Source organism: Caballeronia sp. GAFFF1, assembly GCF_023630705.1.
In the GTDB taxonomy this organism is placed as follows: Bacteria; Pseudomonadota; Gammaproteobacteria; order Burkholderiales; family Burkholderiaceae; genus Caballeronia.
The window spans coordinates 51,768-64,592 of sequence record NZ_JALQEM010000034.1 but is presented as its reverse complement, the minus strand read 5'-3'; the positions used below and the strand labels follow the sequence as shown (position 1 = coordinate 64,592).

At 63.3% G+C, this 12,825-nt stretch carries 13 protein-coding genes; 6 read left to right on the top strand and 7 right to left on the bottom strand.

From position 1 onward, the window contains the following. Positions 1 to 22 precede the first annotated feature (22 nt). A complete protein-coding gene (ppk2, locus tag NCR37_RS19965; protein WP_250474563.1) occupies positions 23 to 1,066 on the top strand; it encodes a polyphosphate kinase 2 in 1,044 nt (347 codons plus the stop codon). Here the strand turns inward: ppk2 and NCR37_RS19960 are convergent. Then, positions 1,063 to 1,947 carry a LysR substrate-binding domain-containing protein gene (locus NCR37_RS19960; protein WP_250474562.1) on the bottom strand — a complete coding sequence of 295 codons (885 nt, stop codon included), beginning with the start codon at positions 1,945 to 1,947 and terminating at the stop codon, positions 1,063 to 1,065. The genes ppk2 and NCR37_RS19960 overlap by 4 nt on opposite strands. 81 nt (positions 1,948 to 2,028) lie before the next feature. On the opposite strand from NCR37_RS19960, the gene NCR37_RS19955 reads away from it, so the two are divergent. After that, a complete protein-coding gene (locus tag NCR37_RS19955) occupies positions 2,029 to 2,796 on the top strand; it encodes a sulfite exporter TauE/SafE family protein (protein WP_250474561.1) in 768 nt (255 codons plus the stop codon). Between the two features lie 121 nt (positions 2,797 to 2,917). On the opposite strand, the gene NCR37_RS19950 is transcribed toward NCR37_RS19955, so the two are convergent. Both NCR37_RS19950 and NCR37_RS19945 read right to left on the bottom strand, forming a co-directional pair. Next, positions 2,918 to 3,187 carry a hypothetical protein gene (locus NCR37_RS19950; protein ID WP_250474560.1) on the bottom strand — a complete coding sequence of 90 codons (270 nt, stop codon included), beginning with the start codon at positions 3,185 to 3,187 and terminating at the stop codon, positions 2,918 to 2,920. Between the two features lie 426 nt (positions 3,188 to 3,613). Further along, positions 3,614 to 3,817, bottom strand: coding sequence for a cold-shock protein (locus tag NCR37_RS19945; protein ID WP_008347993.1), 204 nt, complete (start codon positions 3,815 to 3,817; stop codon positions 3,614 to 3,616). Positions 3,818 to 4,116: 299 nt separating this feature from the next. On the opposite strand from NCR37_RS19945, the gene NCR37_RS19940 reads away from it, so the two are divergent. The 3 genes from NCR37_RS19940 (at position 4,117) to NCR37_RS19930 (ending at position 5,990) form a co-directional block, all read left to right on the top strand. Further along, a complete protein-coding gene (locus NCR37_RS19940) occupies positions 4,117 to 4,971 on the top strand; it encodes an oxidoreductase (RefSeq protein ID WP_250474559.1) in 855 nt (284 codons plus the stop codon). 9 nt (positions 4,972 to 4,980) lie between these two features. Continuing rightward, positions 4,981 to 5,547, top strand: coding sequence for a M48 family metalloprotease (locus NCR37_RS19935; protein ID WP_250474558.1), 567 nt, complete (start codon positions 4,981 to 4,983; stop codon positions 5,545 to 5,547). 98 nt (positions 5,548 to 5,645) lie between these two features. Then, positions 5,646 to 5,990, top strand: coding sequence for a response regulator (locus NCR37_RS19930; RefSeq protein WP_159832771.1), 345 nt, complete (start codon positions 5,646 to 5,648; stop codon positions 5,988 to 5,990). Positions 5,991 to 6,010: 20 nt separating this feature from the next. On the opposite strand, the gene NCR37_RS19925 is transcribed toward NCR37_RS19930, so the two are convergent. The 3 genes from NCR37_RS19925 to NCR37_RS19915 all read right to left on the bottom strand — a co-directional run bounded on the left by NCR37_RS19925 (position 6,011) and on the right by NCR37_RS19915 (position 9,935). Next, positions 6,011 to 6,268 carry a hypothetical protein gene (locus tag NCR37_RS19925; RefSeq protein ID WP_250474557.1) on the bottom strand — a complete coding sequence of 86 codons (258 nt, stop codon included), beginning with the start codon at positions 6,266 to 6,268 and terminating at the stop codon, positions 6,011 to 6,013. A 54-nt stretch (positions 6,269 to 6,322) separates the two neighbouring features. Continuing rightward, positions 6,323 to 7,423: a glycosyltransferase family 2 protein gene (locus tag NCR37_RS19920; protein WP_250474556.1), complete on the bottom strand. Its 1,101-nt coding sequence runs from the start codon at positions 7,421 to 7,423 to the stop codon at positions 6,323 to 6,325. A gap of 580 nt (positions 7,424 to 8,003) precedes the next feature. After that, entirely contained in the window at positions 8,004 to 9,935 is a 1,932-nt protein-coding gene (locus tag NCR37_RS19915; RefSeq protein ID WP_250474555.1) for a methyl-accepting chemotaxis protein, read from the bottom strand. A 430-nt stretch (positions 9,936 to 10,365) separates the two neighbouring features. Here NCR37_RS19915 and NCR37_RS19910 point away from each other — a divergent pair, with 430 nt between their 5' ends. Then, on the top strand, positions 10,366 to 11,655 hold the full coding sequence (locus NCR37_RS19910) for an MFS transporter (RefSeq protein WP_250474554.1): 1,290 nt from the start codon (positions 10,366 to 10,368) through the stop codon (positions 11,653 to 11,655). A gap of 49 nt (positions 11,656 to 11,704) precedes the next feature. On the opposite strand, the gene NCR37_RS19905 is transcribed toward NCR37_RS19910, so the two are convergent. Further along, positions 11,705 to 12,712 carry a LacI family DNA-binding transcriptional regulator gene (locus tag NCR37_RS19905; protein WP_250474553.1) on the bottom strand — a complete coding sequence of 336 codons (1,008 nt, stop codon included), beginning with the start codon at positions 12,710 to 12,712 and terminating at the stop codon, positions 11,705 to 11,707. Positions 12,713 to 12,825 lie beyond the last annotated feature (113 nt).

Here is a 12,825-nt window from a genome sequence, read left to right as displayed (position 1 = left end):
ACCGCAGGAACACGACGGCGACGTGAGCGTTGCCGAAGCGTCCGAGGCCATTCTCAAGCAGGAAACGCAGGACGCAGTGGATGCGGCCAATGAACTCATCACGAGCGGCATGGCGGACGTGCTCGCGTATGCCGCCTCGACCAGCGAAAGCACCGAAACGCGCATCGACACGCTGAAAGCCATCATAGGCGGTCTGTCTCCGGACGAAGCGGCCACCTTGCGCGCGTATCTCTTCGAGGCGACATCGCTCGTCGGAGCGCCGGCATCGCGCAGGCAGCGTCAGGACGAAGAACTGTCGCCCGGCTGGCGTCACGGGGAGTATCCGTACAAGCATCTCATGTCGCGCCAGGCGTATGAGAAGCAGAAGTACCGGCTTCAGGTCGAATTGCTGAAGCTGCAGGCGTGGGTGAAAGAGACGGGTCAGCGCGTCGTGATCCTGTTCGAAGGGCGCGATGCGGCCGGCAAGGGCGGCGCCATCAAACGCTTCATGGAACATCTGAATCCGCGCGGCGCGCGCGTGGTCGCGCTGGAGAAGCCTTCGGAACGCGAGCGGGGCCAATGGTATTTCCAGCGTTACGTCGAACACCTTCCCACTGCCGGCGAGATCGTGCTGTTCGACCGTTCGTGGTACAACCGCGCAGGCGTCGAGCGCGTGATGGGCTTCTGCACGAATCAGGAGTACGACGCCTTCATGCAGCAGGTGCCGGCATTCGAGCGGCATCTCACGCAAAGCGGCGTGCATATCATCAAGTTCTGGTTTTCCGTGAGCCGCGCCGAACAACGCCGCCGTTTCAAGGAGCGCCAAGTGCATCCGCTCAAGCAATGGAAGCTCAGTCCCGTCGACCTCGCTTCACTCGACAAGTGGGACGACTACACCGCCGCCAAGGAAGCCATGTTCGCGCACACCGATACCGCCGATACGCCGTGGACCGTCGTGCGCTCCGATTGCAAGAAGCGCGCGCGCCTCAATGCCATGCGCTATGTGCTGCATCGGCTGCCCTATGCGAATCGCGATATCAGGACGATCGGTCCGGTCGATCCGCTGATCGTCGGACGGGCGTTTTAAGCCGCAGCCTCGATCAGTTGGTGCGCGAGCAGACTCGCATGAGGCGTCAGCGCATCGAAAGCGCGCGCGCAGAGCAGCAGGCGGCGCGTGGCCCAAGGCTCCGATAGCGGCACGATCGCGAGACCGGGCCGCCGCAACGCCTGCGCCGAGACGTCCGACAGAATCGCGATGCCGATGCCCGCTTCGACCAGCATGCCGACGTTGTCGAGGCTGCGCATGTGGATGCGGTAGTCCAGTTGCTTGCCGAGCCGCGACGCGCGTTCGGCCAGATGCATCTCCAGCGCGGCATCCGCGAGTCCGACGTACGCTTCGCTCACGATATCCGCGAACGCCGCGGCTGATTGCTGCGCCACGCGATGCGTGCAGTGCGCGACCACGACGAGTTGATCCCGCGCGATCACATGCGTCTGCAGGCTGGCGAGGTCGGTGATATCGGCCACGATGCCGAGGTCCGCGCGGCCTTCGGCGAGCGACTGCACGATATCGACGCTCGGCCGTTCATCGAGATCGATGGCGAGATCGGGATGCGCCGCCAGAAAGCGCGCGAGTTGCTTCGGCAGGAAGGCGGCGAGGGCAGCCGTATTCGACAGCAGTTTGATGCGGCCTTTGAGACCGGTTGCGTAATGACGCAGCTCGCCCTTCATCTGTTCGACCTGAGACAGAATCATGCGCGCATGCCGCACGAACGCTTCGCCGGCGGCGGTCGCCTGCACGCCCCGGCGATTGCGTTCGAGAAGCGGTGCGCCGAGCGCCGCTTCCATGCCCGCAATGCGTTCACTCGCCGATGCCAGCGCAAGATGCATGGCCTGCGCGCCCGCCGTGATGCTGCCGCGCTCCAGCACGGTCAGAAAAAGCCGCATGTCGGTGAGGTCGAAGCGCATGCCGTGCCTTCGGTCGCGCCGAAGCCTCGCATTGGAATTGCCAGATTGTAAGCGCGCAGGCCGCCCGCTACGATCTGCCGCATGGAACCTCTTATCGTTGTGACAGGCGCGGGTTTCCTCGCGGGCGCGATGAACGCGCTGGCGGGCGGCGGCTCGTTCGTGAGCCTGCCCGCGCTCATTGCAGCGGGCTTGCCCCCGGTTCAGGCGAACGCTTCGTCGACCGTGGCGCTCTTTCCCGGCGGCGTGGTCAGCGCGTGGGCGTACCGCGACGGCTTGCGTCCGGTCGGCCCGGTGTCGCTTCGCGCGATGCTTCTGATCACCGTCATCGGCGGGCTGATCGGCGCGGCCCTGCTGCTCTGCACGTCGTCATCCACGTTCTCGTTCCTGTTGCCGTGGCTCATGCTCTGCGCGAGTCTCGCGCTCGCATTCGGCCGCACGCTTGGCGAAGCCTTGCGGCGACGCTGGCGCATCGGCGCGCCGTCGGTTCTCGCGATTCAGTTGGTGCTTGGCGTCTATGGCGGCTACTTTGGCGGAGCCGTCGGCATCATGATGATGGCCGTCTGGGGCTTGCTCGACGCGCGCGATCTCAAGAGCCTGAACGCGCCGCGTACGTTGCTCGTCAGCGCAGCGAACTCGGTCGCGGTGGTGACGTTTGCGCTGGCGCACGCGGTGCGCTGGCCGGAGACCCTTGCGATGCTCGTCGCGGCCATCGCGGGCGGTTATAGCGGCGCGCAGTTGGGGCGTCGTGCTCCGCCTGGCGCGATTCAGGCCGTAACGCTGCTTCTGAGCGCAGGCATCACCATCGCCTTCTTCCTGCGAACGTATGGGCCGATGCTTTCGCATCGATGAAACATCATGATCGCCGCTCTACTGGAAACGATTGGCGCGCTGTCCGTGCTCGCGAGCGTGGCGGCGAAAATCGCGTGGGCCCGCGACCCTGCCGATGAAACGGCGCACGAAGATCAGCCGCTCATTGAAGCGGACTTGCGTAAGGGGGCAAGCCAAGGGCCTTCGCCGCCGACTCATACGCGCGGACGAAACGGGGGTCGTCGGCCGCTTCGCGCGCCATCCACGCGCCGAGCTCTTCGCTGCAAGCGGCCTGCGCGATGGAGTCGAAACAGGCCGACTTCTCGGACATCATGCTCGCCGCCCAATAAAAGCCGAAGAGCGTTCTCTTTTCGGCTGGAGCCATACGGATCGCGTCGGGATCGACGCCGGAAAACCAGCGCGCGAGTTTCATCTTGAGCGTGGAATCGGTCTCGTGAGCGTCATAGGAGAACAGATAGCCGCCGCCTGATTGAGCCGTATGAAAGTCGTCCATCACGACCGCGCTCACGAAACGCGCTGCACGCGCATTTAATGCAAACGATTGCGCATGTGCGTTAGCGAACACACACCAGAGCATGATGAGCAACGCATGAGCGGTGTACCGTGGCCAGACACGGCGCTTTTCTAGGCTGCTTCGCGGATTCACGCCAATGAAGATCCAGAAAGGTCGCTGCTTCAAATCGCAGCTTTGAATGTGATGCGTGAATTCTACTGACTTATTGCCCTTGCCGCGACGCTGACAAAGCGGCGTCATCGCGAAGAGAAAGAGGCTGCAGTGCAAAAAAACAAACGGCCCCGAAGGGCCGTTGTGCGCCGAGGCAGCCTGCTGATTACTGACTTACAGCGGCTGGATCGTCGAAGCCTGCTTGCCCTTCGGGCCTTGCTTGACTTCGAAGCTCACCTTCTGGTTTTCCTGAAGCGACTTGAAACCCTTGGACTGGATTTCGGAGAAATGTGCAAACAGGTCCTCACCGCCGTCATCCGGCGTAATGAAACCAAAACCCTTTGCATCGTTGAACCACTTGACGGTACCTGTTGCCATTTTTCCAACCCTAAGAGACGAATTTCGTTGAAGATGCGCCCGTGATGTCGAGCGAATACATTTTTACCATGACTCGTGATTTTGGTCCAATACGCGTTTCTGCTAAGCATGTGGACTTACGCACGTCACATTAAACAAAATTACTTGGCCTCTCTCAGGCGTCGGTTCAATTTGCCGCTTTTGGTTGGGGGAAGCATTAGATGCGTTGATTACGCCGTACAGCGGCAGCGTCGCAAGCACGTTCACGGCATTGCGCTCAGAATGACTGACATACCGCTATCTCCCACGGAGGAGACGCTATGTCAGCATCAAGCAGCGATTCACCCGTATGGTTCATCACAGGCTGTTCGACCGGCTTTGGCCGCGAACTTGCCACGGCCGTCATCGAGCGCGGGTGGCGGGCGGTGGTCGCTGCGCGCGATCCCAAGAGCGTCGCGGATCTGATCGAGCGCGCGCAGGGCCGCGCGCTTCCCATGCAACTGGACGTGACCCGCGCGGACCACATTGCCGCCGCCGTCGCTGCGGCGCATGAATCGTTCGGCCATATCGACGTGCTCGTGAACAACGCCGGCTTCGGTTATCTCGCCGCGGTGGAAGAAGGCGAGGACGACGAAGTGCGCGCCATGTTCGAAGCGAATTTCTTCGGCGCGGCTGCGATGATCCGCGCGGTGTTGCCACGCATGCGCGAGCGCCGGGCGGGGCATATCGTCAACATCACGTCGGTGGGCGGTCTTGTCGGCAATCCGGGCAGCGGCTATTACGCCGCGACGAAGTTCGCGCTGGAGGGGCTCGGCGAGGCGCTTGCACGTGAAACGGAAGAGCTCGGCATCAGGGTCACGGCAGTGGAACCGGGACCGTTCCGCACGGACTGGGCGGGGCGCTCGTTGCGTCAGACCCGCAAGCCGATCGACGATTACGCCGAAGTCGCAGGCCGTCGCCGCGCGGGCATCGCGCAGACGAGCGGCAAGCAGCCGGGCGACCCCGTGCGCGCAGCGCAAGTCATCATCGAAGCGGCGCAATCCGCCGAGCCGCCCGCGCATCTGGTGCTCGGCAACGCCGGCATGGAACTCGTGCGCGCCAAACTCGCGCGGCTCGCGCGTGACCTCGACGCATGGCAGGCTCGCAGCGCGTGGAGCGACAACCCGGTGGAATGACATTGCGACATGGACAAGGCGCAGCAACTGGCATTGCGGCTCGTCGCGCACTATGCGCAGGCGCTGGGCATCGCGACGCCCGGCGTCCGGTTCGTGGAGACGTCGTGCGGGCCGTGCTATGACGCCTTGTTCAATCGCATCGAAATCGATTCCCGCACGCTCGGGATGCCCGAGCCCGCGCTTCGCCTCGTTCTCGCGCACGAAGTCGCTCACGCGACGCAGCGCGCCGCGTTGCTCGCGGACTTCGTGGCAACGCTGTTCGGCGTGAGCTTGGTATTCGCGGTGCCATGCGCCCTGTTCGCGGCGTCGCCGGACGGTGAGCTTTGGCGCGTGTCCGTCCCCGGTGCAGGCTTCGCGCTAATTGTGTTCGCGTCACGAAGGGCGAGGCGCACCCGTGCCGACGCGCGCGCGGCGATGTTGGAACGGGATGCGGATGCCAAGGCCACGCGCCTTTGCGGCTCGCAAGCGACGCTCGACGCGCTGAATTTGATGGTCACCCGCGGCTATATCGATGCCGCTCGGCTTCACGCCCTGCAGCATCAGCTTCCTCTCTCACGGCCCGATACCACGGCCTGATTCAAAGGCCAGAAAAATGGCTCGGTTCTTGCGTGCGTTCATTGCCTGACGCCTCGGCCTCAAGCGCGACGCGAACCACGCCTTCCGGATGCCCGATCATGTATGTCCTGTTTGTAGAAGATGACGCCCGTCTTTGCGATGCATTCAGAGACCTCGCCGTGTCTCTCGGGCACGTCGCGCATGTGGCCTATGACGGTCATCAGGCGATGCTGCTCGCAGCGGAGAACCGCTACGACACCATCTTCATCGACATCGGCTTGCCGGATGTGGACGGCCGCGACCTGTGCCGGCGATTGCGGGCGGCGGGACCGAGCCAGCTTGCATGCGTCGTGGCGGTCACCGGCGACGACCGGCACAGGAACGAACTGCATGAGCATTTCGACGGCTATTTCCTGAAGCCTTTCACCGCCGACGGTTTTCGCGCGGTGCTCGACGCCTGCTGAACGCGCCAACCCACTGACGTTCAGACGTCCAGATCGTCGGCGGCCTTGCGCTCGCGGCGCTCTTCGTTCGCGCGGCGCGCGCGCAGGCGTTGCCGCGACAACTGGGCGATGACTTCGCCCGTCGATGCGCCCGCCGGAATCTCGTTGCGTATGACCTTGGCAACCATAGGCAAGCCCATGCGTTGCCTGCGCAGCGCGCGGGCGATGGCGGTGCGGCATGTTTGTCCGTGACAGTCCCATTCGTCGCGGATTCTTTCGCAATAGGGGCACTTTTCCATGCGTGCAGTTTACTGCGAAACGCGGGATGCTCGCCCGCGCTGCCTCGCGCGACCTCAAACGCGTGATCGTTCGGTGATGCGCAGTCTTTCCCTCCCGAGCGGCCGCCGCTCCCGCTGATGACGATCGAGGCTGCGCCTCAGGACTTTCTTCACCAGCGACTTGAGGAAGTGAATCGACCGGTCAGTACGCACATTGAGGTCGAAAGGCTTGAGTTCGACCACTGCGCGTCCGCTGCGCTCGGCAAGCCTTGCGCGCGTGCTCCGGTGATCGGCCGCCATGGCGGACAGGATTTCCGACGCCTCGCGAAACGAAGCGCGATCGACTCGCGCGCAAACGTGGCAGGCGCGCTGAAAAACCTTGTCGAACACGGCGAGCCAGAAATCGTCCATGTCGCCGCCGTCACAGCGCGCGAGCGCCTCGACGCCATTCACCTGCAAATCGCGCATATCGTGCAGCGTGGCTTTCTGCGTGATACTGCCGAATCGTCTGCGATAGCCGATCAGCGGCTCTGCAATGCGGTAAATACGATTCGCGAGCAGATACAACGACGGCATGAGCGCCATGTCTTCGTAATGGCGGCCGACGGGAAACTGCGTGGTCTTGAACAGGTCCGTGCGATACACGCGCGCCCAGACGAACGTGTGAAACGTATCGGCGAAATGCAGTCGCGCATCGCGATCCACCGCATGATCGCCGCCTTCCGTTTCGCTCACCAGGACGAGTTCATCCAGCTGGCGCCCGTCGTCGTCGATGATGCTCACGTTGTACTCGACCATGTCGTACTTACCTTCCGCGAGGCGCGCAATGATGGCCTCGGTGAATCCTTTTAGGTAGATGTCGTCGCCGTCCAGAAAGCCGACGTAGGGCGTCTTTACCGCGGCAAGACCCAGATTGCGGGCGGCGCTGACGCCGGCGTTCTGCTGCCGGATGAGCTGGATATGCGCGCCGCCGTCGCGTTCGACCATCAGTTGGACTGCGGAGTTGGTCTCGTCATGAGACCCGTCGTCGACGACGATGATGCGCATCGCGTCGATGTGTGGCTGGCTCAGTAGCGACTCGAGCGCTTCTTCGATGTACCCCTCGACGTTATAGGCTGCAACCACGATGGTGAGCAGCGGACTTGTGTCTGACCCAGGGTCACGCTCGAAAGACATAGGGACGCTCCGTCTAAATCGGGTTGAAGGAAGCGCCGCCGAAAGGGCGACGCCGTGGCGCGAAACGTCGCGCTCCCCGGACGAATCATGCGGTCGGTCGCATCGCAGACATTGGCGTGGCATGCCGCCCGACAAGCGGCACGTTGCTGGTTGCGATGTCTAGTTATACATGCTGGCGGACCCGGCCGCATGTCAAGGCAGTGGTCGACCCGGTCGATGCCTTTGCATCGAAGCGCATGCCCCGATGTGATGCACATCACGTCGACCGCGCCACGCAATAGAGCATCTTCGCTGCGGTGGGTTCCCCGAACGAGCCCAAGATCGCGCCGATGCGTCGATTCACTGGCTCCTAGCATCCTAGCCGTTCTAAAAGAAGGATGCGTGGTCGTCGTTTAAATACTAGGTTGCCTCCCGCAGGTCAAGGTCGCGCCGGGTATGGCTCGACGACGAAGGAGCAAGGACAGTGCCAAGGCGGGGGTGCGGAAGACTGAGGCGCGGCGACGCCCGAGACGCCGCCTGCGAGCGCGTTCGACAAGCGACGTGAGCCGCTTGCTTACAGACGTTTCAAGTCACGCGTGCGTCACACGCGAAACATGCTGACTGCATGTGCGAGCCGCTCGGCCTGCTCGCGCAGTTCGGCGGTCGAATGCTCCGCTTCGCCGACAAGCGACGCGTTCTGCTGCGTCGCTTCGCCAATCTGCATCACGGCCGTGTTCACCTGCTCGATACCGCAAGCCTGCTCGCGTGAAGCGACGCCGATCTCACCGACGATCGCATTCACGCGCGCCACTTGGTCGACGATGCCGCGCATGGTGCCGCTCGCTTCCTCTGCAATCTTGAAGCCGTGCGAAACCTTGGTCGCGGACTCCGAGATCAACGCGTCGATTTCCTTGACCGCGCCGGCACTTCGTTGAGCCAGCGCGCGCACTTCCGATGCGACGACAGCAAAGCCCTTGCCGTGTTCGCCCGCACGCGCCGCCTCGACGGCTGCGTTGAGCGCAAGAATGTTCGTCTGGAATGCGATGCTCTCGATCGTCGCGGTGATGTCGGCGATGCGTCGAGCGGATGCATCGATGTCGCTCATCGTCTCGACGACGCGCGCAACGGCTTCGCCGCCCGCGCGTGCCGCGTCGGATGCGGATGCCACCAACGTGCCCGCCTGCTCGGTGTTCGCTGCGTTCTGCTGAACGGTCGATGTGATCTGTTCCATGCTCGCCGCGGTCTCCTCGACGCTCGATGCCTGCGTCGCGATACGCGATGCGATGTCGCTGCTGCCGGACGCGATGCGCGCGGTGCCGTCCGTCATATCGGCGGATGCGCTGCGCACTTGCGCGACGATGCCCGCCAGCCCTTGCGATACGCCGTCGATGGCGCGCATCAGACGCCCGATGTCGTCCTGGCGCGCCGTGTCGATGCGCACGGTGAGATCGCCCGCGGCGATGCGTTCCGAAGCGCGCGTCACTTCGTCGATAGGAGCGCCAACGAGCCTGGAGACGGCATAGAGCAGCGCGGCGACGAGCGCGGCGATCACGAAGAGGCCAAGCAACAGGAAGCGATTGCGGCTTGCGCGAATGCCGGATAGCAATTCATCGCGATAAGCGATGCCGCCGATCATCCAGTTCCATTCCGGCACCGTTGTGAAGACGATCTCCTTGGCGCCGCCGTGGACATGCGCGTCGGCACCGGGGACGTCGGCGCCATCGAACGCAAGTTGGCCTTCGCGGGTTTCGAGCATGTGCGCGAACGGTGCGACGCGCTCATCGGCCACTTGTCCTTCGTTGCCGGGATGTACGAGCAGCTTGCCTCGGTTCGGCCCGTTCGACGCATCGACGACGAAGTGATAGCCGCTCTCGCCAACTGTCAACTTGCGAATGTCGTTTTGGAGCGCGGTCATTTCTGTCGTCACATCGACGCCCACGAAAAGCGCCCCGATCACGCGGCCTGTCGCATCCTTCACGGGCTTGTATTCGGTGATGTATTGCTTGCCGAAGAGCGCAGCCATGCCGATATAGCTTTTCCCGGCCAGCACCGGGCCGTAAGCGGGGCCCTTGCGGTCGAGCATCGTGCCCACGGCGCGCGAACCGTCCTGCTTCTTGAGCGACGTGGTCACGCGGACGAAGTCGTCTCCCGTGCGGGCGAAGATCGTCGCGATTGCGCCGCTTTCTTCGAGAAACGCATCGGGCAGTGAGAAGTCGCCGTTCAAGGGCTTGTCGCCCGCGCTCAAGAGCGGCGTCGCTGTGCCGGCGACCTCGACCGTGTGCGTGTCGTCGAGCGTGAATTCGTTAGGCAGACGATGCGAAAAGATGGTCATGAAGCGCGTGACTTCGGCGTTCACTGCCGTGTCGTACAGGCGAATCATCGTCACGATCGAGCGATTGTCGCTTTCCACGCGGGCGAGCGCGTGGGCGTCGACTTGCTCGCCCGCGGAGCGCGTGACGGCAAGCGTAAAACAGGCGACGACGATAGCGGCGAGCGTGCACGCGAGGACGGCAAACTGGGTCCCGGCATTCATGCGGGCGAGACGTTGGAAGAGCATAAGTACTTAGATCTTGGGAAGGTGTCCGGTGACTATCGGCAAAAACTGGACATTCCTTTAATGGATCGAGCTTTTTCTTCGATCGCGAGACCCTTCCAGTCACGGCTGACCGCGCTATCCCGCCGGCATTTTGCATGCGGCATGCGGCGCGCAGAACGCCAATGTGCCGCGTCGACAGAAAAACGATTAACACGGACTCGTCGTAGCGACGCGACGTCTGACGGCGCACGTAATGGTTAGGGTAAGTCCCGGGGTAGGCGTTACCGGTGCGATCGCTATATCCTTCGAAAAACGTTTTCCAAGAAAGCGCAGCGCGGCGGTCCACGCCGACGCATGCAAAGGGCGCCCGTCGCCTTCACGAACTGACACGCGGCACGACGAGCGCCGCCGCGTACCGGAGACATTCATGCAAACAGCCGTCGTCGGCGTCGCACGCACTGCCAGCAGGTATCGGTGGATCGTGTGCGCGTTGCTCTTCTTCGCGACCGTCATCAACTACATGGACCGGCAGATCCTCGGTCTGCTCGCGCCTCTGCTTCAGCATGACATCGGCTGGACGCAGATTCAGTACGGGCGCATCGTCATCGCCTTCTCGGCGTTCTATGCGGTCGGGCTGTTGTGCTTCGGACGCATCGTCGACTGGCTGGGCACGCGCCTGTCCTACGCACTGGCGATGTTCGTCTGGAGCCTGGCCGCCATGCTGCATGCGGCGGTCGGTTCGGTGATGGGATTCGCGATGGTTCGCGCGCTGCTCGGCATCGGCGAGGGCGGCAACTTCCCGGCAGCGATCAAGACGACGGCCGAATGGTTTCCGCGCCACGAGCGCGCGCTCGCCACTGGCATTTTTAATTCAGGCGCGAATATCGGCGCGGTGTTCGCGCCCGCCATCATTCCGGCGCTCGCCGTGGCGATGGGCTGGCGCGCGGCGTTCGTGATCGTCGGCGCAATCGGCCTCGTATGGCTCGTGGTCTGGTTCTTCATGTATCGCCAGCCGGACAGCCGCACGCACGACGACGACCTCGCGCACGAAAAGGACGAAGCGGAAGCTGCGGACGCCGGCCATGCGAAGGCGGGCGCGCCCGGCTTCAAGGTGCTGATCCGCAAGCGCGAAACGTGGGCGTTCCTCATCGGCAAGTTCCTGACCGACCCCGTGTGGTGGTTCTACCTGTTCTGGCTGCCGAAGTGGCTGAACGAATCGCGCGGCATGGACATGCAGCACATCGGCCTGCCGCTCGTCGTGATCTATGCGATCACCACGGTGGGCAGCATCGGCGGCGGCTGGATCTCATCGGCGCTGCTGAGCGCGGGCTGGAGCGTGAATGCAGCACGCAAAACAGCGATGTTGATCTGTGCATGCTGCGTACTGCCGATTGCATTCGTTTCGCAGGTGCACGATCTGTGGCTCGCGGTGGCGATCGTCGGACTCGCGGCGGCGGCGCATCAGGGATGGTCGGCGAATCTCTTCACGACGGCTTCGGATTTGTTCCCGCGTCGCGCGGTGGGCGCCGTGGTCGGTATCGGCGGGATGGCGGGTTCGATCGGCGGCGTGCTGTTCTCGGAAGTGATCGGTCAGGTTCTGCAGCGTACCGGTCAGTACTGGGCGCTCTTCGCGATCGGCGCGCTGGCTTACCTCGTCGCGTTTGCCGTCATGCATGTGCTGACGCCGAAGATGGCGCCCGCCAGACTCGACGCCTGAGCGCATCGTGCGACGCATCGTGAACGACATCGACACGATGCGTCGCGTTTCACTCGGTCGTCATGGCCGCGGCCGGAGCCGTCGATTCGCGCACGATCAATCGCGGCTCGAACATGGAGTTGCCGGGGTCGGGATGGCCGGCGAGCGCGTCGATCAGCTTCTGCATCGCGAGTTCGCCCATCTTCTCGCTCTGGATATCGACGGTGGTGAGTCCGGGCGCGGCGTATGCGCCATAGGGCACGTTGTCGATGCCCGTGACCGAGACGTCCTGAGGCACCCGAATGCCGAGCGTCGCGGCTTCCTTCATGAAGCCGAGCGCGATCAGGTCGTTGTAGCAGATCACCGCTTGCGGGCGTTTCGGGCCGAGCATCACGCGCGAGCAGGCGTGTTCGCCGGCAAGCGAGGTGGGAGCGTGGGCATCGTGAACGTCGAGTTCGAGTCCTGCATCTTGAAGACATTCGCGCACGCCGCGAATCCGCTCATCGTTGATGCGCGCCTGGCCGAAGCCGAGGTATGCAATATGCCGATGCCCGAGATTGAGCAAATGCCGCGCGAGCATGTGCGAGGCGAGGCGGTTGTCGATGCCGACGCTCGGAATGGGCAGAGCCTCGGCATTGCGCAGAAGCACGACCGGCTTGTCGAGATCGAGCATCCAGCGCGCGTCTTCGTCGGAGAGGCGCGAACTGACGATCAGGCCGTCCACGCGCTGCGACAACGCCTCGATGAGCGGACGCTCGCGCGCCTGGCTCTCGTCGATATCTACGAGCAGCAGCGTGTAGTCGTGTCTCAGCGCAATGCGATTCGCGCCCTTGACGACGTTCGTGAAATGCGGATTGCTGATGTCGAGGATCGTGAGACCGATGGTGCGCGTGCGGCCGGTGATCATCGAGCGCGCGAGAGGATTGGACCGGTAGCCGAGCGTGTCGATGGCGGCTTTGAGTCGCGCTTCGACGGGCGCCGAGAAGCGCTGCGCGCCGTTCATGTATTTGGATACCGTCGCGACCGACACGCCCGCTGCGGCGGCAACATCGCGAATGGTCGGAGAGGTCTTTTTCATGTCGGGTAACGTTTTCTTAGGTTTTCCAAGTTTCCGAATTGTCGCAGAAAACTGGGAAGTAGAATGGTGTTTTGAATACCGCATGCAACACGCCGGCTGAGCGCCGACGGGTA